Annotated in this window: 24 protein-coding genes and 2 tRNA genes; 15 read left to right on the top strand and 11 right to left on the bottom strand. The window is 57.8% G+C overall.

All coding sequences use genetic code 11. The features are described from left to right. Positions 1-185: 185 nt before the first annotated feature. The 8 genes from ABD059_RS03330 to rpmH all read right to left on the bottom strand — a co-directional run bounded on the left by ABD059_RS03330 (position 186) and on the right by rpmH (position 5,970). The gene (locus ABD059_RS03330) at positions 186-1,550 is read right to left on the bottom strand and encodes a ParB/RepB/Spo0J family partition protein (protein ID WP_343877792.1); all 1,365 of its coding nucleotides are present in this window, start codon (positions 1,548-1,550) and stop codon (positions 186-188) included. Positions 1,551-1,644: 94 nt separating this feature from the next. Beyond that, complete coding sequence (locus ABD059_RS03325; protein WP_377959523.1) at positions 1,645-2,604, bottom strand: ParA family protein; 960 nt, start codon at positions 2,602-2,604, stop codon at positions 1,645-1,647. A gap of 260 nt (positions 2,605-2,864) precedes the next feature. Next, on the bottom strand, positions 2,865-3,497 hold the full coding sequence (gene rsmG, locus ABD059_RS03320) for a 16S rRNA (guanine(527)-N(7))-methyltransferase RsmG (protein ID WP_343877788.1): 633 nt from the start codon (positions 3,495-3,497) through the stop codon (positions 2,865-2,867). A 25-nt stretch (positions 3,498-3,522) separates the two neighbouring features. Then, positions 3,523-4,080, bottom strand: coding sequence for a Jag family protein (locus tag ABD059_RS03315; RefSeq protein WP_343877786.1), 558 nt, complete (start codon positions 4,078-4,080; stop codon positions 3,523-3,525). Continuing rightward, the gene (yidC, locus tag ABD059_RS03310) at positions 4,077-5,039 is read right to left on the bottom strand and encodes a membrane protein insertase YidC (RefSeq protein ID WP_343877784.1); all 963 of its coding nucleotides are present in this window, start codon (positions 5,037-5,039) and stop codon (positions 4,077-4,079) included. Before yidC ends, ABD059_RS03315 begins: the two co-directional genes overlap by 4 nt. Positions 5,040-5,052: 13 nt before the next feature. Continuing rightward, a complete protein-coding gene (yidD, locus tag ABD059_RS03305; protein WP_343877782.1) occupies positions 5,053-5,400 on the bottom strand; it encodes a membrane protein insertion efficiency factor YidD in 348 nt (115 codons plus the stop codon). Next, positions 5,397-5,750, bottom strand: coding sequence for a ribonuclease P protein component (rnpA, locus tag ABD059_RS03300; RefSeq protein WP_343877781.1), 354 nt, complete (start codon positions 5,748-5,750; stop codon positions 5,397-5,399). Before rnpA ends, yidD begins: the two co-directional genes overlap by 4 nt. 82 nt (positions 5,751-5,832) lie before the next feature. Beyond that, positions 5,833-5,970 (bottom strand): 50S ribosomal protein L34, encoded by a 138-nt coding sequence (rpmH, locus tag ABD059_RS03295; RefSeq protein WP_022892375.1) that lies wholly within the window; start codon positions 5,968-5,970, stop codon positions 5,833-5,835. Between the two features lie 432 nt (positions 5,971-6,402). Between rpmH and dnaA the strand changes: the two genes are divergently transcribed. From dnaA to ABD059_RS03235, 12 genes are all read left to right on the top strand, one after another. Then, on the top strand, positions 6,403-7,809 hold the full coding sequence (dnaA, locus tag ABD059_RS03290; RefSeq protein WP_343877923.1) for a chromosomal replication initiator protein DnaA: 1,407 nt from the start codon (positions 6,403-6,405) through the stop codon (positions 7,807-7,809). Between the two features lie 454 nt (positions 7,810-8,263). Further along, positions 8,264-9,385, top strand: coding sequence for a DNA polymerase III subunit beta (dnaN, locus tag ABD059_RS03285; RefSeq protein ID WP_343877778.1), 1,122 nt, complete (start codon positions 8,264-8,266; stop codon positions 9,383-9,385). Between the two features lie 66 nt (positions 9,386-9,451). After that, on the top strand, positions 9,452-10,345 hold the full coding sequence (gnd, locus tag ABD059_RS03280) for a phosphogluconate dehydrogenase (NAD(+)-dependent, decarboxylating) (protein WP_343877777.1): 894 nt from the start codon (positions 9,452-9,454) through the stop codon (positions 10,343-10,345). 10 nt (positions 10,346-10,355) lie between these two features. Beyond that, the gene (recF, locus tag ABD059_RS03275; protein ID WP_343877776.1) at positions 10,356-11,528 is read left to right on the top strand and encodes a DNA replication/repair protein RecF; all 1,173 of its coding nucleotides are present in this window, start codon (positions 10,356-10,358) and stop codon (positions 11,526-11,528) included. A 70-nt stretch (positions 11,529-11,598) separates the two neighbouring features. Then, positions 11,599-12,087 (top strand): DciA family protein, encoded by a 489-nt coding sequence (locus ABD059_RS03270; protein ID WP_343877922.1) that lies wholly within the window; start codon positions 11,599-11,601, stop codon positions 12,085-12,087. A 292-nt stretch (positions 12,088-12,379) separates the two neighbouring features. Further along, positions 12,380-14,449, top strand: a complete 2,070-nt coding sequence (gyrB, locus tag ABD059_RS03265; protein WP_377959519.1) for a DNA topoisomerase (ATP-hydrolyzing) subunit B — start codon at positions 12,380-12,382, stop codon at positions 14,447-14,449. Between the two features lie 70 nt (positions 14,450-14,519). Next, positions 14,520-17,141, top strand: coding sequence for a DNA gyrase subunit A (gyrA, locus tag ABD059_RS03260; RefSeq protein ID WP_343877775.1), 2,622 nt, complete (start codon positions 14,520-14,522; stop codon positions 17,139-17,141). Next, positions 17,138-17,671 (top strand): DUF3566 domain-containing protein, encoded by a 534-nt coding sequence (locus ABD059_RS03255; protein WP_343877774.1) that lies wholly within the window; start codon positions 17,138-17,140, stop codon positions 17,669-17,671. Before gyrA ends, ABD059_RS03255 begins: the two co-directional genes overlap by 4 nt. An 86-nt stretch (positions 17,672-17,757) precedes the next feature. Next, positions 17,758-17,831, top strand: a tRNA-Ile gene (locus ABD059_RS03250). A 41-nt stretch (positions 17,832-17,872) separates the two neighbouring features. Further along, positions 17,873-17,989: a DLW-39 family protein gene (locus tag ABD059_RS03245; RefSeq protein WP_343877773.1), complete on the top strand. Its 117-nt coding sequence runs from the start codon at positions 17,873-17,875 to the stop codon at positions 17,987-17,989. Positions 17,990-18,025: 36 nt separating this feature from the next. Next, a tRNA-Ala gene (locus ABD059_RS03240) sits at positions 18,026-18,098 on the top strand. Between the two features lie 78 nt (positions 18,099-18,176). Beyond that, positions 18,177-19,088 carry a DMT family transporter gene (locus ABD059_RS03235; protein WP_343877771.1) on the top strand — a complete coding sequence of 304 codons (912 nt, stop codon included), beginning with the start codon at positions 18,177-18,179 and terminating at the stop codon, positions 19,086-19,088. On the opposite strand, the gene ABD059_RS03230 is transcribed toward ABD059_RS03235, so the two are convergent. Both ABD059_RS03230 and ABD059_RS03225 read right to left on the bottom strand, forming a co-directional pair. Next, the gene (locus tag ABD059_RS03230; RefSeq protein ID WP_343877770.1) at positions 19,085-19,954 is read right to left on the bottom strand and encodes a glycosyltransferase family 2 protein; all 870 of its coding nucleotides are present in this window, start codon (positions 19,952-19,954) and stop codon (positions 19,085-19,087) included. The two genes, ABD059_RS03235 and ABD059_RS03230, sit on opposite strands and share 4 nt — an antisense overlap. A 100-nt stretch (positions 19,955-20,054) precedes the next feature. Then, entirely contained in the window at positions 20,055-20,903 is an 849-nt protein-coding gene (locus ABD059_RS03225) for a hypothetical protein (protein ID WP_343877768.1), read from the bottom strand. 171 nt (positions 20,904-21,074) lie between these two features. Between ABD059_RS03225 and ABD059_RS03220 the strand changes: the two genes are divergently transcribed. Next, positions 21,075-21,617, top strand: coding sequence for a peptidylprolyl isomerase (locus ABD059_RS03220; RefSeq protein ID WP_343877766.1), 543 nt, complete (start codon positions 21,075-21,077; stop codon positions 21,615-21,617). A gap of 217 nt (positions 21,618-21,834) precedes the next feature. After that, positions 21,835-22,494: a rhomboid family intramembrane serine protease gene (locus ABD059_RS03215; protein WP_343877765.1), complete on the top strand. Its 660-nt coding sequence runs from the start codon at positions 21,835-21,837 to the stop codon at positions 22,492-22,494. 267 nt (positions 22,495-22,761) lie between these two features. On the opposite strand, the gene ABD059_RS03210 is transcribed toward ABD059_RS03215, so the two are convergent. Further along, positions 22,762-23,013 carry a cell division protein CrgA gene (locus tag ABD059_RS03210; RefSeq protein WP_343877764.1) on the bottom strand — a complete coding sequence of 84 codons (252 nt, stop codon included), beginning with the start codon at positions 23,011-23,013 and terminating at the stop codon, positions 22,762-22,764. Positions 23,014-23,293: 280 nt separating this feature from the next. Here ABD059_RS03210 and ABD059_RS03205 point away from each other — a divergent pair, with 280 nt between their 5' ends. Beyond that, on the top strand, positions 23,294-23,938 hold the full coding sequence (locus ABD059_RS03205) for an aminodeoxychorismate/anthranilate synthase component II (protein WP_343877763.1): 645 nt from the start codon (positions 23,294-23,296) through the stop codon (positions 23,936-23,938). Positions 23,939-23,973 lie beyond the last annotated feature (35 nt).

The raw sequence follows: 23,973 nt of genomic DNA, 5'->3' as shown, positions 1-23,973 counted from the left end.
ACCAACCTGCCAATATCGAACACATGAGTCCAACACTTACGACGAGGATCGAAATATGGAACGAAGCGGCAACAGGCAAGGGTGTTAGAGGTGCAACAGTGCGGACCGGTAAGGGAACCAACCCTGTCGGGCAACGTGACTGTACATGCCGGACTGTTTCACGTGAAACCGTACACTTGTTGGCCCTAGGACCCCCCGGACGTACCGAGCACTCCCATAATGCGGTTCAGATCATCAACACTGGCAAACTCGATACTCACCTTGCCCTTACGGGCACCCAGTGTGATCTTGACGCTGGTATCCAGGCGATCGGAAAGAGAGGACGCCAAATAGTCCAACCGTTCATGACGCGCTCCGGCACGCGGTGTGTTCGGCTTTACGGGACGACGAAGACCATCGTTCATCGAGACGAGCTCTTCCGTGGTCCGCACTGATAGACCCTCGGCTACGATCTTCTGGGCAAGCTTTTCCATCTCGACCTGATCACCCAGCCCCAGCAACGCCCTGGCATGGCCGGCCGAAATAACACCCGCGGCTAGCCGCCTTTGGACTAGCGGGGGCAACTTCAGCAAGCGGAGAGTGTTGGAAATCTGCGGGCGAGAACGACCGATACGGTCTGCCAACTCGTCGTGGGAACAGCCAAAATCGTCCAGTAATTGTTGATAAGCTGCTGCCTCCTCAAGCGCATTCAGTTGACTACGGTGCAAGTTCTCCAGGAGAGCGTCTCTGAGGAGATCGTCGTCGGTCGTCGACCGAATGATCGCCGGGACCAGGGCAAAGCCGGCTTCCTTGGTTGCACGCCAGCGCCGTTCGCCCATAACCAGTTCATAGGGTTGTTCGCCACCCTCGGATGACGGGCGCACAACGATCGGCTGGAGAACGCCGATCTCACGAATGGAGTTGACCAGTTCAGCCATTTCGTCATCGTCGAAGACACTTCGAGGTTGCTTTCGATTCGCGTGAATCAGATTGACGGGGATTTCAGCAAAGGTGGCACCAGGTACCTCCATCAAGTTTGAGTCCACCGGTTGGGCTACTGTTTCACGTGAAACATCCACTGAGGTGAGGTCTGATGGAAACTCATCTGCAGAACTATTGTTCTCCAGTTCGAGGCCCTGGCCGCCTACAGGACCGGAATTCTCATCCACGGCCGCGCCCCCATCAACCGTCAATTCTGACAATGCCGGGCTGGTCTCTTCTACCGCAACGGGAGTTTCAGTAGCAGCATCTTCTAAAGAGTCCACGGGTGCGCTGTCGCTGGTGACCCTTTTGGGGGGCCGCGGGGTTTTCTTGACCGGAGTTCGTTTGGAGCCTCGGGTAGAAGCTGTCAGCGCGTCCTTGTTGATCCCCGAAGCGTTTCGCTGCGGGCGGTCCGAGCCGTCGCCGGAATCTCCCGCCTCATCCCTGTTCGGTGCGGAAGGAAAAAACAAATCAGCTGGCCGTCCACCACGCGGTGATGTTGCTTCGATTCCCGCGGCTTTTTCCTCGACCGGGGCGCTTGGGATAAGAGCTCCTAGCCCGCGTCCCAATCCGCGTCGCTTCTCGACCATGAACAGATCCCTTCAAAGAGTGCAGAGCAATCCGCATCGGGTGATTATTGATACCCACACTACTGTGGGAGGTGATGAAATAGCGTGAAGCTCACTAGCCGCGCAGGGCGATTTCCGACGCTGCTTCAAGATAGGATAGGGCACCGCTGGACGACGGGTCGTAAGTGATCACTGTCTGTTGATAACTGGGTGCCTCAGAAATTCTGACTGATCGCGGTACTACTGCCTTGAGGACCTGTTTGGGGAAATGCTCCCGAACCTCAGCGGCCACCTGCGCAGCAAGGTTGGTTCTCCCGTCGTACATCGTCAACAGGATTGTTGATACCACCAACTCTGCATTGAGATGCTTCTGAATCATCTCGATATTTTTAAGCAGCTGACTCAACCCCTCCAGGGCATAATACTCGCACTGGATGGGTATTAGCACTTCCCTGGCGGCGACAAAGGCATTGACCGTGAGGAGGCCCAGGCTCGGAGGACAGTCAATAAAGACGTAATCCAAACGTTCTTCACCACGCTCTGCACGCTCCTGGGAATACAGGTCGATTGCTCGACGCAGTCGTTGCTCCCTGGCGACCAACGACACCAGTTCGATTTCCGCACCTGCTAGATGGATGGTTGCAGGGGCACACAGCAGATTAGGGACATCAGGGCACTGAACCACCACTTCGCCGAGGGGTAGATCGTCAATAAGCACGTCATAGATGCTGTCGATCTCTGCGTGGTGCGGGATTCCGAGCGCGGTGGAGGCGTTCCCCTGTGGATCGATATCAATCACAAGCACGTTCAGACCCGCGGCGGCCAGTGCTGCGGCAATATTGACGGTCGTCGTGGTTTTGCCCACACCACCTTTTTGATTGCTCACCGTCATCGTGCGGGTGGCATCAGGTTTAGGCAGGCTACGTCCACTCAGTTTTTCCCTGCGACGGTTCTCACTGGCGAGTTCCCGTGCCAAAGGTGTGCTGTCGTCCATCGCGTCCATAACATTCCTTGATGATGCGCTAGGGGTGGTCGTATGAGCGGAAGCCGGAGAGCCCTGGTTGCTTGACACCATAAAAGTCGTTTCACGTGAAACTATTCCCATATTGGCTGGATCAGCAAACACTTCTGGTTGGATTTCACCTAGAGTGACCGCTAATTGAGACCCTGTAGCAAGCAAGGATTCACTTCGCTTCGCAGCGTCTTTCGTTGTCACGCAGGATAACTCGCTTTCAGCATTCCGGGTTCGGTCCTATGTCTAGAGTACCGGTGACCAGCTCGAACCTGCCTCGGGACAAGCGCTATTGGTGAAGATTCGGGGGAGCTATCGGCAGATTATCCAACGGTGATGCGGACGACCGTTGTTGGCTGATCCAGAACACCGGCACCGACCTGCACTACCGCAGTGTTGCGACCACCTAGCTTCCGAATCAGCTTGGCTGCCTTCTTGACTTCTTCGGCAGCACTTTGGCCCTTGATCGCCAGTACCTGACCGCTTCCAGCCAGGATCGGGATCGTCATTGCCGCAAGTCCTCCCAGCGCAGATACTGCTCGCGCGGTCACAACACTCACGGAAACCTTTCCGACGGCCTCCTCCGCACGCCCACGGAAGACCGTGACGTTGTCTATACCCAGATCAGCGACAACCTCATTGAGCCAGGTGACACGACGCTCAAGCGGCTCGATGAGGGTAAAGGACAAATCCGGGCGAGCAATAGCCAACGCTATGCCGGGTAGGCCCGCACCGCTACCAACATCTGCCACTGAAACCCCCGCGGGGAACAGTTCAGCAGTCACTGCACAATTCAACACGTGTCGGCTCCAGAGTCGGGGAACCTCCCGTGGTCCAAGCAAGCCACGTTCTATTCCAGTGGTCGCCAGGTGCTCAACAAACCGCTCAGCCAAACCGAGCCGGTCTCCAAAAATTGCTCGGGCAGCCGCAAGTTCCGACTCTGTAATTTCCACCATCAGGTATGCCTCGACTCCCGGATTGCTATGAATCCGCCGGGGAAACCACGATGTGCCGCCCGGACCCTTCACCCTCAGACTCACTGAGGGAACCGAGCTCGGCCACCACATCATGAACTATTTTGCGCTCATACGCAGACATAGGCTCAAGGGCGACATCAGTGCCCGACTCCTTCGCCATATTGACTGCATCCACGGCGATGGTCCGAAGTTCCTTGCCGCGCACCTCACGGAAGCCATCGATGTCGAGTACGAGTCGCGACCGGCTATCCGTCGATGTGAGCACTGAGAGACGAGCCAGCTCCTGCAAAGCCTCCAGTACCTCTCCATCATTACCAACCAAACCGCTTAGCGCACCGCCCTCCGAGTCCTCGGACACAATCGAGATGTAGGTACGCCCATTCCGAACTTCAATGTCCATATCTCCGTCGATATCGGCAATGTCCAGGAGCTCCTCAAGGTAGTCCGCCGCGACATCACCCTCATCCTCAAGCCGCCTGATGGTTGCCGATGAATCACCACCCTCGCCAGCCGAGTCGATCGCTTCTTCTGGGCCGGCCGCCGGCGAACTATCAGCTGTCATTTTTTCTTCCTGTTCTTACGCTGTGGCTGTGTGCGCTGCCCCTTGGTCTCAATGACCTCTTCAGTCGCTGGATCAGCATTCTTCTCGCCGAGGAGAGGGGTCATCGGAAGACCCTTCTTTGCGCGCCGCTCGGCAAGCGCCTTCGCCGCAGGAGATCCCGGGGTGGGCATCTTCCTAATGACATAGAACTGCTGGGCCATCGTCCAAATGTTGGTCGTGGTCCAGTAGATAAGCACACCAATCGGGAAGTTGATACCGCCGATACCAAACACCAGAGGCAGGATGTACAGCATCAGTTTTTGCTGGCGCATAAAGGGGCTTTGCATTGCCTCTTCAGACATGTTCTTCGCCATGATCTGTTTCTGCGTAATGAACTGCGACCCAGTCATCGCCAGAATCATGATCACCGACAAAATGATCACGCTGACGTTCGCGTTGTCCCCGAAACTACCCAGGAATGTTGACGAGAGCGGAGCACCGAAGATCGATGCGTCATCGAACTGCCGGACCTCCTCGGTGGTCATGGCACCGATTGTCTCGCCCGTCTCCGACGCCCTGGACACACCGTTGAGCACCGTAAAAAGCGCGAAGAAGAAGGGCATCTGGATCAGGATCGGGAGGCAGGCCGCAAATGGGTTGGTTCCATGTTTCTTGTACAGCGCCATCTGCTCTTGGGTCATCGCCTGCCGCGACAGCTGATCTGTTTTTCCTTTGTACTTCTTCTGCAGTTTCCTCAGGTCAGGCTGCAGGGCCTGCATACCGCGCTGGGCTTTGATCTGTTTAACGAAGACTGGGATGAGCGCCGCGCGGATAACTACAACGAGACCCACGATGGACAGGGTCCAGGTCCAGCCGGACGCCGCATCCATACCCAGAAAGGTGAAGCCGTCGTGGAAGAACGTCATGATCCACGACACCAACCACTGGAACGGGAAGAGGATCGTATTGAAGAAGTCCATAGCTATTTGCTCCTCAGGCCGCCGAGCGGCTCTCGTCATCAGCGGGAATCACAGGATGATTCAGCACAACAATTTGGGGTATTTTTCCCTCCGGGAATGCTCTGCCACCGGCAGGCACATGATCCACGCCGCCGTCGTTCCAGGGATGGCAACGGCAGACCCGACGAAAGGCAAGACCGCCGCCTTTGAACGCTCCATGAACGGTCACTGCTTCCAGTGCATAGGCCGAGCAGGAGGGGAAAAATCTACAGACCTGACCGTATAACGGGGAGATAACCACCCGATAGGTCTTCAGAATAGCGATCATCACGTTTCGGGGGAACTCACGAAACAGCGAAACGCCAGGGGCAGCCGTGGTCATGTGCTGCCTCTCTTCCTGCTGGATGCCGAATCAAGTGCCCGGTCGAAGTCACTAGCGAGCTGACTCCAGGTTGCACCAGCGGCAGGCGGCAGCGCCCGAACCACCACGGCCAATCCAGTGGACTGGCGGGATAAGGCTGACGCAGCCATTTGTCTTAGTCTCCTCTTAACGAGGTTTCGTGTCACTGCGTTCCCCACGCCCTTTGAGACGATGAAACCGAATCTACTGGGTTGGTCGGCAGAAGTGGTGACCGCATATAACACCAAGTTCCGGCGCCCAGAGCGGGAGCCGGAACGTACGGTATGGGTGAAGTCGGAAGCCGTTCGAACTCTGTTGATTCGAGCCAACATGTCAGATTGTCCGAACCGGCCGGGTTGCCGAGGCGTTAGCTACTGCCTGGCGAACCCACGTCTTCAAGCTAGCTGGGGCTGCTTAAGCTGACAGCTCGGTGCGGCCCTTGCCGCGGCGCGCTGAAAGGATGGCTCGGCCAGCGCGTGTGCGCATCCGAAGGCGAAAACCGTGCTTCTTAGCCCGGCGGCGGTTATTCGGCTGAAAGGTCCGCTTGCTCACTGTATTTACTCCAAGACAATCTTAGGATGCGTCCGGTCCGTTGCTACAAGGGGGAAGAACAGACTGGCGATTCGACGTTTTGATATCTGCGACTGGTGCAGAGGCCAACGGGTTTGGTTGATCGGTGATCAATTCGCAGGCATGCAAAATGCAGACATATAGGACTACATAACGTTAGGCGACCGCACACAGGCCAGTCAAACCGGGTGTCGGCGTCGGGTCAGGAAGTTGTTCACCAAACCTGTGGACAACCCTCGCTCAATTGCCGCTTCCCGGTGTGTGGAGAGTCCCCGGCGCCCCCGCGTAGCCCCGACAGACCAGCTATCTTCTCCAGTACCCATCCTCTAGTCTTGCCCAAGGGTCGTTTATCCACCAGCTGTGCATAACTCTGTGGATGAAGGCCGTTTCGATGGACATGGTGGAGAGGTATTAGTGGGCCCGGACGAAATTAATGATGTAGGGAGTTCCTGGCGCAAGGTCATTCGCACCCTGGAACACGATGAGAGGGTCACCCCCAGGCAGCGAGGATTCGTTGTATTGGCCCAGGCTCAGGGGTTGATCGGGACTACCCTTCTGGTCGCCGTCCCGAACGAACTAACCCGCGAGGTTCTCCAAACCCATTTGAAAGCAGCCCTGGACGAGGCGTTACGTGAGGTATTCCGTGAGGATCTGCAGTGTGCCTTCGTTATCGACCCCGAACTTACACCGGTCGAGGTCGACGAGAGCGAACCAGCACAGAGCGCGGAACCTGCGAGGGAGGAGGCGAAGCCCGCGCCAACCCTGCCGAGCAACTCTCACGAGTTCGGTCGTCTCAATCCGAAGTATGTCTTCGATACATTTGTGATCGGCTCATCCAACCGATTTGCCCATGCAGCAGCGGTGGCTGTTGCAGAAGCACCCGCCAAGGCATACAACCCTTTGTTCATTTACGGCGACTCTGGGCTTGGTAAAACCCATCTTCTGCATGCGATCGGTCATTACGCCCGGCATCTCTACACCGGTATTCGAGTGCGGTACGTCAATTCGGAAGAGTTCACCAACGACTTCATCAACTCGATCCGCGATGACGAGGGCACCAGCTTTAAACAGACTTACCGAAACGTCGACATCCTCCTCATTGACGACATCCAGTTTCTTTCCGGTAAGGACCGCACCCAGGAAGAGTTCTTCCACACCTTCAATGCCCTCCACAATCACAACAAGCAAGTGGTCATCACCTCAGATCTACCCCCAAAACAACTCTCGGGGTTCGAGGAACGGATGCGATCACGGTTTGAGTGGGGTCTCCTGACTGACATTCAGCCGCCGGAGTTGGAAACCAGAATCGCCATTCTCCGAAAGAAGGCAATCAGTGAGGGCATGAGTGCTCCAGATGATGTCCTCGAGTACATCGCCTCCAAAATCTCCACCAATATCCGTGAACTAGAGGGGGCGCTGATTCGAGTCACAGCGTTCGCCAGTCTGAATCGTCAACCAGTGGACGTGACACTCGCTGAGGTGGTTCTCAAAGATCTCATCACCGACGACGGCGCTCAGGAGATCACTTCAGCCGTGATCATGGCCCAGACTGCCGACTACTTCCAGATCAGCATGGAGGAGCTCTGCAGTAAATCCCGCACCCGGACTCTCGTGACAGCACGGCAGATCGCCATGTATCTCTGCAGGGAGCTCACTGATATGTCTCTACCCAAGATCGGTCAAGAATTGGGGGGGCGCGATCACACCACCGTGATCCACGCGGATCGCAAGATCCGTGAGCTGATGGCCGAACGCCGCGCGATCTTCAACCAGGTCACCGAGCTGACCAACAGGATCAAACATCGGCGGAAAGACGCCTAACTACACCAGTGGTATTAACAGGTGTGGATAGAACTGTGGATAACTGGTCGAACAACACCGGTCTTAATGAGGACAACCCCTCAAACCCTGTGGACCCGCTGAATTTCAGGGATTTTCCCCACAGCCCCCACCACCTCGAAAGGCCGTCTGTACACAACTTCTCAACAGGCACTTACCTGTCCTTGCATGGTCTGCGGCAGTTATCCACAGTTTCAACAGGTGTTACTACGACTACGAACCTTAAATTCAAGAGTTCTTCCAAATAACATTTTCCCGACCCACATCCCCCACTCCACCCCCCAACCGAACAAACCTCACACTTCCGAAAACCGCTCGGCGACAGTCAGGCTAAGCTTTCTGTGAGTAAAGAAGTTCCCGGCCCTCCGGCTGAGCCCCTGCCCCGTTGGCCGGGCGATCTTCCCAAGAATTATGTTGAGAAAGGCGGCACCCTTCAGTGAAATTCAGAGTCGAACGGGATGTTCTAGCTGAGGCCGTAACCTGGACGGCACGTTCCTTGTCCCCCCGCCCGCCTGTACCGGTGCTGTCAGGGCTCTTGATCAAGGCCGCAGCTGGAACCCTTAGCCTTGCCAGTTTCGACTATGAAATTTCTGCACGCCTAGAGATCCCAGCTGACGTGGCTGAAGAAGGAACCATCCTGGTGTCCGGGCGTCTCCTGGCTGACATCTGCCGTAGCCTTCCCTCGGCACCCGTTGAGGTGGAAACCGAAGGCACCAAGGTAACGCTGACCTGCCGCAATAGCCGATTCAACCTGGCGACAATGCCTGAAGGCGAGTATCCCGAACTTCCGACGCCACCGGAAGTAAGCGGTATCGTCGATGGGGAGGCCTTCTCCCAAGCCGTTTCCCAGGTCATCATCGCTGCAAGTCGCGATGACACACTGCCCATCCTCACGGGTGTTCGCATGGAGATCGAAGATGACCTGATTACCCTGCTCGCGACAGACCGCTACCGTCTAGCGCTGCGCGAAGTGACCTGGAAACCTCGGACACCGGGAATCTCCACCAGTGCACTGGTAAAAGCCAAAACGCTCAACGAAGTAGCAAAGACTTTGGGCAGCGCTGGCGACCTGAGCATCGCCCTTTCCAATGACCGGGAACTCATCGGTTTTGAAAGTGGTGGACGCCGGACTACGTCGCTCCTTGTGGATGGTGACTACCCGAAGATCCGGGCATTATTCCCGGAAAGTACCCCAATCCACGCGACGGTTGAGACCAACGTGCTGGTTGAGGCGGTGCGTAGGGTTTCGCTGGTTGCTGAACGCAACACTGCTGTCCGGATGGCCTTCAGCGCAGGTCAGGTGACACTCGATGCCGGCACCGGAGAGGATGCCCAAGCGTCCGAGGCAATCGAAGCCACCCTGGACGGCGATGACATCACCGTCGCTTTCAACCCGCACTATCTCAGCGAGGGGTTGGGCGCTTTCAACAGCAAATTCGTTCGGTTCTCCTTCACCACGCCCCCGAAGCCCGTAGTGATCTCCGCGCAGGAGGACGCGATCGGAGAGGACCGTACTGACTACCGGTACCTGCTGATGCCGGTTCGAATGGCCAACTAGTCAGTTCATTAGCGACACGGAAACACCGGGTGGATCTTGTTCCCCGTCCCAGGAAGCGAAGCGGAAATGCACATTGGCCTCATCGGACTCGGTAAAATGGGGTTCAACATGCGGGAAAGGCTTCGCCGAAAAGGGCTGACCGTCACGGGGTTCGATAGAGACCCAGACCTTTCAGACGTCGATTCTCTCGACGATCTGGTGGCAGCGCTCCAGACACCACGGGTGATCTGGGTAATGGTCCCCGCCGGAGAGATCACCAGGACTGTGATGAGCGATCTCGCTGAACTGTTGGAGCCAGGGGACCTGGTGATTGATGGCGGCAACTCCCGCTTCACCGAAGACCATCACAATGCGGCGTTGCTTGCGGAGAAAAACATCGCCTTCATCGACTGTGGTGTTTCCGGTGGCATCTGGGGCCTCGACAATGGTTATGGACTGATGGCAGGTGGAACTCACGCTGATGTACAGCGGGTTCTTCCCGTCTTCGACGCCTTGCGGCCGGATGGACCCCGTGAAGAAAGCTTTGTACACGTCGGCGACGTAGGAGCTGGGCACTACGCGAAAATGGTGCATAACGGGATCGAATACGGCCTGATGCAGTCCTATGCAGAGGGTTACGAACTGTTGGCAGCAAAAGACATCATCAAGGATGTTCATGGCACCTTCCAGGCCTGGCAGCATGGCACGGTGGTCCGTTCATGGTTGCTTGACCTGCTGGTTAAGGCGCTCGACGAGGACCCGGAGTTGAACAAAATTGCCGGTTATGTCGAGGACTCAGGTGAAGGACGATGGACTGTTGAGGAAGCCATCGCCAGCGAAATTCCGGTCCCCGCCATCACTGCGGCATTGTTTGCACGGTTCTCCTCTCGCCAGGACGATGCCCCCGCGATGAAGATGGTGGCTGCACTCCGAAACCAGTTTGGTGGGCACCTCGTACGCACTCCCACAGAATCCGCGTGAGTGGGTCTCCATGTATGTTCAGCATCTGTCCCTGACGGATTTCCGCACCTACAGCCAGGTTGAAGTGCCATTGGAGGCCGGAGTAACAGTCTTTGTAGGTCCCAACGGTGTGGGTAAGACCAACATTGTTGAGGCCATCGGCTATCTCGCTTCTCTTTCCTCGCACCGGGTGAGCTCAGACAAACCGCTGATCGCGTTCAATGCGGAGCGTGCTCTGGTCAGGGGGAGACTGATACGCGGGACCCAAACCACCAGCGTCGAGGTGGAGATCAACGCTGACCGGAGCAACCGTGCCCGGATAAACCGGGCAAACCCAGTCAAGGCGAGCGACGCGGCCGGCATCCTCCGTACTGTACTTTTCGCGCCAGAGGATCTTGCACTGGTGAAAGGTGATCCCTCCAACCGCCGTCGATTCCTGGATGATCTGATGGTGACTCTGCTCCCACACCGGGCGGGAATCAGTGCCGACTATGAGCGGGTCCTCAAACAGCGCAACGCATTGCTGAAGTCGGCGCGGGCCAGCGGAAAGTTCACTGCCTCACATGAAGCGACGCTCGATGTGTGGGACCAGCACCTCGCAGAAGCTGGCGCCAGGCTATTGCATGCCCGATTGCTCGTACTGGGGCAGCTACAGCCGCATCTGGAACGGGCGTATCACCAGCTCACCGACGGATCCAAGGTGGCGGTTGCCACGTACCGGTCGTCGCTGTCAGGTGTCGACGACGGCGGCGCCGGAGAAGATGACAACCTAGGCTCATCAAACGTGGACGAGCTGACTGAGAAGTATGTTGCGGCGCTTCTCGGGCACCGGAAGAAGGAGCTTGACCGGGGGATATCGCTCGTTGGACCTCACCGGGATGAGGTCGACCTCGTGCTTGGAGGGACCATCGCCAAGGGGTATGCCTCACACGGTGAAACCTGGTCATTGGCGCTCGCCCTGAGGCTGGGATCGTATTACCTCTTGGTTGAGGACGACAACACCCCGGGTGCAACCCCTGTGCTCATCCTGGACGATGTGTTCGCTGAGCTGGACACGAGCCGGAGGAAGAAGCTGGCGGCGATCGTTGGTGGAGCTGAACAGGTCCTGGTCACCGCTGCCGTCAGCGATGATATTCCCGAGTCGCTAACCGGACGCCAGTTCCAGGTGGTACCTGGGGGACTGGTCAACAGTGGAACCCAATAACCCTCGTCCGGAGGGAACCGTCTCGGGAGATTCGCCCGAGGACGATCAGTCTGCCGGTGGGGAGCCCTATCTGGATGCTCCACAGTCATTGCTGAACCGAGTCCGTGATGCCTCACAAAACCGAGGTAACACCCGATTGCCCGCTGGACGGCGCGGTGGGGCAAGCCCCAAACGGCGGCCGGCGGGGTCCGTCACCTATACGGGCCGTGATCCCGAGGGGTTGGGGAATGTCTTTAGTCGGTTGCTCAGTGAGCGCGGGTGGAAGTCCCCAGTGGCGGTGGGTTCAGTGCTTGCCCGGTGGGATGAACTTGTTGGGCAGGAAATCGCTTTGCACTGCCGACCCGAAAGTTTTGACGGCAGTACCGTGCTCGTGCGCTGTGACTCTACCGCTTGGGCTACTCAGCTCAGATTGATCAGCCCGATGTTGATTCAAAGATTTGACGCTGAGTTGGGCAGCGGCGTTGTCACCCGCATCTCGGTTCTCGGCCCAGCCTCCCCCAACTGGAGGAAAGGGGGCCGATCTGTCAAAGGCAGAGGGCCCCGCGATACCTACGGATAAGTTCCGTTGAGGATCGGATCGATCGGTCTATTGCCAGTTCGGTAAACGCCATGTAGGGCCCTGAACTCCCCGTTGGAGGTATCCGGCCTTAGCTGCCGCCCTCCCAATGGCTTATATGCGGCTTTATTCGCCATTAGAGGCCTGTTCAGTGAGGTATTGTCCACGGCGGCAAGGTAGAATGATGGGAAATGGCATTCCTGAGGGGATGCCTTCGATCTGTTACCTGCTCCGCAGGTGTCAACAGCGAAGCTTTTTTACCCAGATTCCTACCTTTGAGGAGCCGACAGCGCCTGTGGCTAATGACAACGAGCTGGACGCCAAAACCCAGGGCAATCCGCAGTCCGCTGCAGAAGCCCAAAATGGGACCACCGGATACGACGCAAGCGATATCAGCGTCCTCGAGGGTCTTGAAGCGGTTCGTAAACGACCCGGCATGTATATCGGTTCGACCGGTCCCCGAGGCCTTCACCATCTGGTGAATGAGGTGGTCGATAACTCGGTCGATGAGGCTCTTGCCGGGCATTGCGACACCATCAAGGTGACACTGCAGGCTGATGGCGGTGTTCGGGTGGTTGATAACGGGCGTGGCATCCCTGTTGATATGCACCCCACAGAGGGGCGCCCCACCGTTGAGGTCGTCATGACCATCCTGCATGCTGGCGGTAAGTTCGGTGGTGGTGGGTATGCGGTGTCCGGTGGTCTCCACGGGGTAGGCATCTCGGTAGTCAACGCCCTGTCCTCCCGAGTGGAAACCGAGGTGAAGCGTCAGGGGTATGTCTGGAACCAATCTTTTGCTGATGGCGGCAAGCCGGTGGGAGAGCTCCGCCGTGGAGCTGAGACCACTGAAACAGGAACCACTCAGACGTTCTACCCGGACGCCTCCATCTTTGAGACAGTGGAGTTCGACTTCGAAACGCTGAGAGCCCGGTTCCAGCAAATGGCGTTCCTCAACAAGGGGCTTCGAATCATGCTGGTCGACGAGCGGGTCGACGAGGTTGAAACTGAGGAAATTGCTGATACATCTGATGACGGTACCCCCGGTGAGGACACTCCAAAGCACCGCCAGGTTGACTACATGTACGAGAACGGGCTGCTTGACTACGTCAACCACCTAAACTCGGCAAAGCGCGTGGATGTCATCCACGAAGATGTCATCGGGTTCGAGACCGAAGACACCGACCGCAAGATTGCTGTCGAAGTAGCAATGCAGTGGACCAGTGCTTACTCGGAGAGTGTTCACACCTACGCCAACACGATCAACACGCACGAGGGCGGCACCCACGAAGAGGGTTTCCGCGCAGCCATGACGTCATTGATCAACCGGTACGCGCGAGACAAGAACATCATCAAGGAAAAAGACGAAAACCTCACCGGTGATGACATTCGAGAAGGACTGACCGCGGTCATCTCAGTGAAGCTTTCCGAACCACAGTTTGAGGGACAGACGAAGACCAAGCTCGGGAATTCCGAAGCCAAAGGCTTTGTGCAGCGCGTAGTCACCGATCAGCTGGGCGACTGGTTAGAACGGAACCCCGGACCTGCCCGCGATGTTATCCGCAAATCCATCCAAGCAGCGCAGGCACGGCTCGCTGCGCGCAAGGCTCGCGAATCCACCCGACGCAAGGGTCTGCTCGAATCCGGGGGGATGCCCGGAAAGCTCAAGGACTGCCAGTCGAAAGACCCATCGAAGTCTGAAATCTACATCGTCGAGGGCGACTCGGCAGGTGGGTCGGCCGTCCGTGGACGTAACCCCGATACACAGGCCATCCTGCCGCTGCGTGGCAAGATCCTCAACGTCGAACGAGCCAGGTTGGATCGGGCTCTCGGCAACAGCGAGGTCCAGGCCATGATCACAGCCTTTGGGGCCGGCATCGGCGAAGATTTCGACGTCGCCAAGGCTCGATATCACAAGATTGTCCTCATGGCTGACGCTGACGTTGATGGGCAGCACATCACCACGCTGCTGCTGACCTTGCTGTTCCGCTACATGCGCCCCCTGATCGAGAATGGCTACGTTTATTTGGCGCAGCCACCGCTCTACAGGATCAAGTGGTCCAACGCCACCCACTCCTACGTGTTTAGCGACCGTGAGAGGGATGAAGTCATCAAAATGGGCCTGGCCAACAACCAGCGTTTGCCCAAGGAAAACGGCGTCCAGCGTTACAAGGGGCTTGGGGAGATGAACTACACCGAGCTCTGGGAAACCACCATGGACCCCGACAACCGCACCCTACTTCAGGTGACTGTCGACGATGCGGCCGCAGCGGATCAGATTTTCTCGGTACTGATGGGTGAAGACGTCGAATCACGACGGAATTTCATCCAACAGAACGCGAAGGACGTTAGATTCCTCGACATTTAGGGAGTTCCGGCGATCGACGGTAATCGCCAGCTCCAACGCCTTGGCACTTAGAACTGAACGGAACTGACGTATGAGCGACGAAGAAACACCCGATCTCCCCCTTGAAGGACGGGTCCTCTCCGATCGAATAGAGCAAGTCGACCTGCAGACTGAGATGCAGCGGTCGTACCTGGATTATGCGATGGCAGTGATTGTGGGGCGCGCGCTTCCCGACGTCCGCGACGGGCTGAAGCCCGTCCATCGACGCGTTCTCTACGCCATGTTCGACGGCGGCTACCGGCCGGACCGGTCCTTCAATAAGTGTGCACGCGTGGTCGGCGAAGTCATGGGGCAGTACCACCCGCACGGTGATACTGCCATCTACGATGCGCTGGTCCGGCTCATTCAGGACTGGACTATGCGGTATCCGCTCGCCCTGGGGCAGGGAAACTTTGGTTCGCCGGGCAACGATGGAGCTGCGGCCCCCCGGTACACCGAAACCAAGATGGCACCGCTCGCCATGGAAATGGTTCGGGATATTGACGAGGAAACCGTCGATTTTCAGGACAACTATGACGGAAAGAATCAGGAACCGACCATCCTTCCGGCACGGTTCCCCAACCTGCTGGTCAACGGATCGTCGGGTATCGCCGTCGGGATGGCGACCAACATCCCACCGCATAACCTTCGCGAAGTCGCCTCAGGCGTCCAGTGGTACCTCGAGAACCCCGAGGCAACCAAGGAGGAACTGCTCGAGGCACTTCTGCTACGCATCAAGGGACCGGATTTTCCCACCGGAGCACAGATCCTCGGTCATAAGGGTATCGAAGACGCCTACCGCACAGGCCGCGGGTCGATCACAATGCGGGCCGTCGTCAACGTCGAGGAAATCCAGGGTCGTACTTGTCTGGTTGTCACCGAATTGCCCTACCAGGCAAACCCCGACAATCTGGCGATCAAGATTGCCGACCTGGTCAAAGACGGGAAGGTCAACGGAATTGCCGATCTCCGTGACGAGACGTCGGGCCGCACCGGTCAGCGGTTGGTTGTCGTGCTCAAGCGCGACGCGGTCGCGAAGGTGGTGCTGAATAACCTGTACAAGCACACCCAGCTGCAGGACAACTTCAGCGCGAATATGCTGGCTATCGTCGACGATGTGCCTCGCACGCTGAGTCTGGACGCATTTATTCGCCATTGGGTCACACACCAGCTCGAGGTTATTGTCCGGCGTACCCAGTACCGGTTGCGTAAGGCTGAAGAGGCGGCCCACATTCTGCGGGGTCTGCTGAAGGCTCTTGACGCACTTGATGAGGTAATCGCCCTGATCCGACGCTCCTCGACGGTCGAGGACGCCCGCAACGGGCTCATGGGTCTGCTCGAGATCGATGAAATCCAGGCCCAGGCAATTCTGGATATGCAGCTGCGCCGTTTGGCCGCCCTGGAACGCCAGAAGATCCAGGATCAGCATGCCAAGCTCGAAGCGGAAATCACCGAGTACCAGAAGATTCTTGCGTCGAAGCAACTGCAACGGGATATTGTCTCCACTGAGCTCCGCGAAATAGTCGACAAGCATGGCGATGACCGACGTACTGAAATTCTCATGGGTTTCGACTCGGACATGAGCATGGAAGACCTGATCCCTGAAGAGGAAATGGTCGTCACCATCACCCGCGGTGGCTATGTGAAGCGGACTCGCAGCGACAACTACCGTCAGCAAGCCCGCGGTGGGAAGGGCATCAGAGGAGCGCAACTACGCGGCGATGATGTAGTTGAGCATTTCTTCGTCACGACCACCCACCACTGGTTGCTCTTCTTCACCAACCTGGGACGGGTATATCGGGCGAAGGCCTACGAGTTGGTAGAGGCTGGCCGCGATGCGAAGGGTCAGCATGTAGCCAACCTGCTGGCGTTCCAACCCGACGAATCGATCGCACAGGTGCTCGACCTTCGGGATTACCAGCAGTCCCCTTATCTGGTGCTGGCAACCAAGCGCGGTCTCGCGAAGAAGACCAGACTTGAGGATTACGACACGAATCGGACAGCCGGAGTGATCGCGATCAACCTGCGTGACGGCGACGAATTGGTCTCAGCACAACTGGTATCGGAAAGCGACGATATGATGCTGGTTTCCAGGAAGGGTCAGTCGCTGCGGTTTACCGCCACGAATGACGCTTTGAGGCCTATGGGCCGGGCAACTTCGGGTGTCACCGGGATGAAGTTCCGCGAAGAGGATGAGCTGCTTGCTGCCAACGTTGTCACTGACGAATCCTTTGTCTTCATTGTGACCGAGGGTGGGTTTGCCAAGCGCACCAAGGTTGAGGAATACCGAGTCCAGGGTCGCGGCGGCCTGGGGATAAAGGTTGCCAAGCTTGCGGAGGAACGCGGGGACCTGGTGGGTGCTCTGATCGTCCAGGAAGAAGATGAAGTCCTGGTCGTGATGGGCGGTGGCAAGGTTGTGCGCTCAGCCGTAACCGGGGTGCCGGCCAAGGGCCGCGACACGATGGGGGTCATCTTCGCAAAGCCAGACAAGAAGGATCGAATCATAGCCGTCGCACGCAATAGCGAACGGGGTCTCACGGTCGAAGACGGGGCTCTTGATATGACGGGAGAGAGCAGCGAATCCGCCGAGGCAACAACCGATGAAGTACCGTTGACCTCAGAAGAGACGGCTGAGCTGGAAGCACAGTCGCCAGATAATGGAGGTACCGAGTGAGCTCGCCTAACTCAAACCCACGGGCAACCGGAGGGTCGGTCAAACAGACCGGCGCCGGGCCCCGCGTGAATGCCCCGGCACGGCCACCCCAGCGCCCAGCGGGTGCCCCCTCGGCGAAACCGGCTGGGACCCGGCCGGGTTTGGTGAAACCAGCTCCCAAGGCCAAGGCCCGGAAGGCCAGGCTGTTGGTCAGCAAAGTTGATCCCTGGTCTGTGCTGAAGATGTCATTCCTCTTGTCTGTAGCCCTGGGCATTGTCACCGTGGTCGCGGCCATTGTCATTTGGACGGTTTTGGATCTCACGGGGATTTTCGATGGGGTGAACGATCTACTACGCGAAATAGCTGGCACCGAAAGCGGCGGTTTTGATCTACGCCAGTTCGCTTCCCTGGGTCAAGTGGTTTCTTTCGCCACAATCATCGCGGTGGTGAATGTGGTGCTCTTGACAGCTCTAGCGATGCTTTCGGCGGTCCTGTACAACATTTCATCGACCCTGGTTGGCGGAATTGGTGTCACCCTCACCGACGATTAACCTTCCCGTCGGACGCCTGTTCCCGGACGATTTGATGATTGCCGAGATACTCCTGTAAAGTCGTGTTTCGGCCCGAACAGGCTTCGGGGCGTATAGCTCAGGCGGTTAGAGCGCTTCGCTGATAACGAAGAGGTCCCAGGTTCAAGTCCTGGTACGCCCACGGACCTACCAGCCGCAGGCAACTGCGATAGGAGGAACACTGTGAAGAAGTTGTTGGTAGTTGCAGCAGCGGTAGCAAGTGTCTTCGCCTATAAAAGGTGGCAGGAATCCGAAAGGGATAGAGCGGTATGGCGTAAGGCAACCGATACGGTTGATTAGGCTATACTGGTGAGGTTGCCGTAAAGGTAATCGATCGGGGGCATGGCGCAATTGGTAGCGCACCTGCTTTGCAAGCAGGGGGTTCGGGGTTCGAGTCCCCGTGCCTCCACCGAAGGAAAGGGTTCCGGCCACTGGCCGGAACCCTTTCCTGTTAACTGAACTGCACCGGGTAGCTTAGTGTTACTGGGTGATCATCTTCCTCTCCATTCTGGGTGTTTTAGGCGTTGCGGCGTCTGGCCCAATTATGGCGGCGACGGTGGCTCCGGCCCTCGCGATAGCTTTCTGGCGCAACGCGATTGGTGCGCTGGTGATGGGTGGGCCCGCGGCACTGTCCAGGCGGCATGAGTTCAAAGCCTTGCGACGCCCCGACTTCGTGCGTCTCACGATTGCCGCCACTGCACTGGCACTGCACTTCGCCTGCTTCATCACCGCCCTGAAACTGACCTCGGTGGCGGCTGCGACGGCGCTGGTTTGCCTCCAGGTGGCCTGGATCGCGCTGTTCAATGCGATCCAGGGTTCAAGGCCCGCTACGAAGGTGGTGGTGGGACTGAGTGTGGCGCTGCTTGGCGTCGTCGTCATCACTGGATTCGACCTGACACTCTCCCAGGACGCCATCATCGGTGATCTTTTGGCCCTGGCTGGCGGCGCCCTGGCTGGGATCTATCAGATGGCTGGGGCTAGCGCCCGGAAGACCATGTCCACGGGCACCTACACCACCCTTTGTTACGGAGGGTGTGCGCTCATCCTGCTCGCAATGTGCCTGATCTTCAGGCAGCCGTTGGTGGGATTCTCGCCGGCAGCCTGGGTGGGGATCCTCGCCGTCACGTTGGTTGCCCAACTCATGGGCCACACAGTATTCAATCACCTGCTGGCAGTGATGAGCCCGCTGGTGGTATCGATGATCATTCTGCTTGAGATCCCAGGGGCAGCCCTGCTTGCAGCAATCTTTCTAGGCGAGCAGCTGCCGGCTGGCACGTATGGTGGATTGCTGTTGATCCTGGTGGGCCTGGCTATTGTGGTCCGGGGACAGATGAATCCGCGGCAGAGACCTCCCATAGAGACTGCGGCTACACCACCGCCCGCGATGGGTGGCACCTAGGCCTGGGGCGGGCCCCCGGCAGCGTCCTGGGGAGTCCCACCCCGGGGCTGGCGGGGACTGCGAGCAGAGTGAACAGCACGGATGATCTTTGCCGGGTAGTAGATAGACATGAAAATCAGCGGGGGTATGCCAAGGATCCGCTTGTTGATGCGGTGAGCTTTGTACGTACGATCAAAGCGGGTTACATAATGGCGGTAATCCTTGGGTGAATCCTCGAGTCTGCGCGCCGACATGCCGCTGACCATGGTCGGCAGGTAACGAATTACCAGATCGTGTTCGGCCAGGTGGAGCGAAAGGTCGATATCCTCGTGCATTTCGTCTGCCTCGTCCCGGCAAGTGGACTCACGAATCTGTTCCCAGGCCGTCCGGCGGATGGCCATGTTGGAGCCGAAGAGGAAGTGGTATTGGTTACGGGCGAGCTTCAGGACAAGTTGGCGGATTTTGTCATCGGCAAGCAAGCCCCAGCGCCGCATCGGCATATCGTAGTAGACCACTGGGCCGGTCGTGGCGGCGACGTCGGCCTCATCGAAGCCCGCGAGGACCTGCTCCACCCAGTCGGGCTCCAGCATAGAGTCAGCGTCGATTCGTCCGATGATGTTGCCTGAGGCGCTATCAAATCCGAAATTGCGGGTGGGTATCAACCCCTGCTCGACTGAATGCTGAAGCAGTTTGATCGGACTGTCGGGATACTCCAGCTGCATCTGCCGCACAATCCCACATGTTCCATCAGTGGAACGGTTGTCGACCACAAGGATTTCGTCGGCCGGCACCGACTGGTAGATGGCCGCGATCAAACACTGCCTGATGATGGTTTCCTCGTTGTACGCCGGAATGACGATCGATACGGCGTTCTGGAGAGGATGCACGGCCGTCAATCTACCACCGTGAGTCCCTTGACCGTACGAGTGAACAAAAGGAAAGGCGGCTCCGAAGAACCGCCTTTCCTTTCACACTAAACCAAAGGGACTATTTGGTAGCATCCTTCACATCTTCTGCTGCATCAGCGATCTTGCCGGTCGTTGCTGTTCCAGCCGACTTCGCTGCCTCTGACGTTTCATCGATAGCGTTGCCAGCCTTGGCTGCGGCCCGATCGGCGGCCTGCTTGATGTCAGCGACAACGTTCTTTGCTTCCTCAGCGCGGTCAGCTTCGCCGGTGGGCTTGGTATCGACCTTGACGGGGGTTTTCCAGGGGTCCTCGACCGGCTTGGAAGCCCGCCAGATAGCAACGCCAGCGGTAATCGCTGCGGCGATGATACCGAAGATCAACCAGCCTTTGCTGCCGCTCTTCTGGCGCTTCTTCAGGTCCCGTGAAGCCTTCATTGCGGCCGCCGCCGCAGCCTTCTGGGCCTTTTTCACCGTCTTCTTGTCCCCGGTGACCTTGGTGACCGCCCGGTTTACAGGTTCGGGTATCGTTGCGCCGGACAGCGAACGGGACACGCTGTCAGCAGCGTCTCCTAATTTGTGGGACAGGGTTGGTAGGTAGTCGCCAACTACTTTGTCACGAGCACCGGTAATTGCGGGAGCTGCGCGGTCCAGGGTTTTCTGGATGTGCGGGGTGGTGGTGTCAACCACCTGCGAAATGCGCGGCGCAACTCTATCCAGGCCGTCCTGAATACGTGGGGTGACGGTGGTGATCCCGTCGGAAATGCCATGTGCGGCACGCTGCACTCCGTGCTGGATCATCGGCGACGCAGATCCGTAGCCCTTTTCGATCCGTGGCGCCACCCAGTTGTAGGCGGCATCGACGCGTGGAGCTGCCCAGTCCCGTGCGGCTTCGGCACTCATGACGACGCTCTTCTCGAGGTCGCGGGTCATACGTTTGTTCTTCTTCACATCTGCCTCCCGGGAATAGTGACTGTTGACTGTCAGCCTACGTGGTATCGCAATGACGTGCTATTCGTTCGTGGTATCCCGGTCGATTTTTCACTGTGCGCGGAACAGCTGATTCTCAGGGGTTTACCAGAGGGTGCATGAAAGAATGGGGGTATGACAGCTATTGCAACAGCACAGGCAACTATCCACACCAACCTCGGCGACATCAAGGTAAACCTCTTTGGGAACCATGCGCCGAAAACCGTGCAAAACTTCACGGGCCTGGCGACGGGTGAAAAGGCTTGGACCCACCCGCAGACTGGCGAGGAATCCACCAAGCCGTTGTACGACGGCACAATTTTTCATCGGGTCATCAAGGATTTCATGATCCAGGGTGGAGACCCACTGGGTCAGGGTATCGGCGGACCGGGTTACCAGTTCGATGATGAGATCAACCCAGACCTCGATTTCACGGCGCCCTACAAACTGGCCATGGCAAACGCAGGAATCCAGGGTGGCCGGGGTACCAACGGCTCACAGTTCTTCATCACTTCGGTCCCAACCACCTGGCTGCAGGGAAAGCACACCATCTTCGGTGACGTCACCGATGAAGCTTCACGCACCATCGTGGAGCAGCTGAACGCTATTCCCACCGATGCACGGGACAAGCCACTGGAAGATGTTGTTATCAACTCGATCACGGTAGAGCAGCTCTAAGACACCAATGACATACGGAATCCCGGCGGACCAGCCGCAGCAGGAAGTCCCCGTGTGCTCCCGACACACAGACCGTGTCAGTTACGTCCGCTGCCAGCGGTGCGGCAGACCTGCGTGCCCGGAGTGCCAGCGACCGGCGGCCGTCGGGATTCAGTGTGTTGACTGTGTGAGAGAAAGTGCGCGGAATGTTCCCACACAGCGAACTATATTCGGCGGTGTGGCCAGGCAAGGGAAGCCTCTTCTCACGTTCTCGATCATTGGCATCTGCGCGGTGCTCTTCCTGCTGCAGATGGTCATCCCCGGGCTGACCGGAGCACTGGCCTATGCTCCGCTCTATACCTCTGAATACCTGTCCCCTGAACCCTGGCGAATGCTGACGGCCGCATTCCTCCACTCCACCGGGTTTCTGCTGCATATCGCGTTCAACATGTACGCGCTTTGGATCATGGGACAGGCACTGGAACCGTTGCTGGGGCGTACCCGTTTCCTGGCGCTCTACCTGTTGTCCGCGTTTGGTGGATCTGTAGCCGTGCTCCTGCTCTCCAACCCCTTGCAGTCGGTGGTGGGCGCTTCAGGCGCCGTTTTCGGCTTGTTTGGCGCGATGTTGGTAGTCCAGCGCCGCAGAGGCGGCGACGTGCGCCAGCTCGTGGTTCTGATCGCCATCAACGGCGTGTTGGGCTTCGTGGTCCCAGGGATCTCCTGGGAGGCGCACCTCGGTGGGCTGCTCGCTGGAACCGCGGCGGCCGCAATCATCGCCTATGCCCCCAAGGGGAATAACCGATCCCTGATTCATTGGGGAGGTCTGGCGGGTCTGACTGTCCTGCTCGTAGCTTTGGCAATTATCGGTTCATCACTCGTGCGGCTACCACTGGGCTAGAAGTTTTCCACAAGGTTTATCAACAGCGGGGATAACTTACACACATGTAATTCCACACCTGTGGATAAGCAGGGGGCCGAAAAGCACCACTTTTAGACCTGATCTAAGGAAAGTTACCCACACCTGTGGATAACTTAGTGCACAACGTGTGTATGAATCGGGCTTAACAGCAAACGCGCCCGCAGCAACCGTAGGACAGGGACCGGAATTGGCTCTGTCCCACGATCAGTGCGGACGCGTTGGGGAGTGGCTATGGGGAAAGCTGGGTCAGTGCCACTTCGTCGTCATCAGAAACCCTATGATCGCCAGGCCGAAACCGATCATGATATTCCACGAGTCGATTGAAGGAATAGGGAAGCGTGCCTCGGACACGTAGTAGACGATGATCCACAGCAACCCCAGGATCATCAATCCGAACATCACGGGTTTGTACCAGACCGGATTAGGTTTCCGCTCGACGGAGGCAGCGGTGCTGGACTGATTCGGTTTCCTGTTCTTGCGGGACTTCGACTCGGGCACTGGTCCTCCTAGAGAGGCGAAGCCACAGGGGCAACGCCTTAGTGTTTACCCTCACAAGGGCTCGGCAGTCGGCGATGACGCACGCTATCCTGAAAAAGGATCAATGTCATCAGCACGGTTCCGCATAATTCTAACCAATGAACCTGTGCTGGGGTGCCGAACCCCACCCAGGTGAAATTCCGGCAGCCCGTGCGTTGCAGGACAAACCAGTGGAGCACATTGCTGATGATCAAGGTACAACAGGCCGCAAGAGTTCAACGACGGGCATTCCACGAGCACTATGAGCACACCCACCCGCATTCTGGTCATTGATAACTACGACAGCTTTGTTTACACCCTGGTTGGCTACCTGCAGGAGTTGGGTGCCGAAACCACTGTGGTGAGGAACGACGACGTCACGTTGGCTGAGGCGGTCGCTCTCGCCGAGGTGCGTGACGGTGTGCTGATTTCGCCAGGCCCAGGGACACCTGCCGATGCCGGTATCTGCATCGAAATGATCAAGTGGTGCGGTGACAGTTCGACACCGATGCTCGGGGTCTGTCTGGGGCATCAGGCGCTGGCGGAGGCCTTCGGTGGCACCGTCACCCATGCGCCAGAGCTGATGCACGGCAAGACATCCCTGGTGGAACACGAGGCAGGGAGCATCTTCACGGGGCTGCCGTCACCGTTCACCGCGACCCGCTATCACTCGCTTGCAGCAGTGAGCGATGTGGTTCCACCAGAGCTGGTGGTCACCGCGCGCACGGCAAGCGGCATCATCATGGGGTTGGAGCACCGAACAGCTCCGCTGTGTGGTGTGCAGTTCCACCCCGAGTCGGTGTTGACCGAGGGCGGCTATCGCATGCTTGGCAACTGGCTTGAGTCTCTGGGACTGGCGGGCGCCGCTGAAAAGTCATCAACCCTGAGCCCGCTGATTTCCAGATAGGTTCATCGAGCCAGGAACCCTGGCCCTACACCGCC

The organism is Arthrobacter flavus (assembly GCF_039526005.1).
Lineage (GTDB): Bacteria > Actinomycetota > Actinomycetes > Actinomycetales > Micrococcaceae > Arthrobacter_D > Arthrobacter_D flavus.
This window is presented reverse-complemented; position numbering and strand designations above follow the sequence as displayed.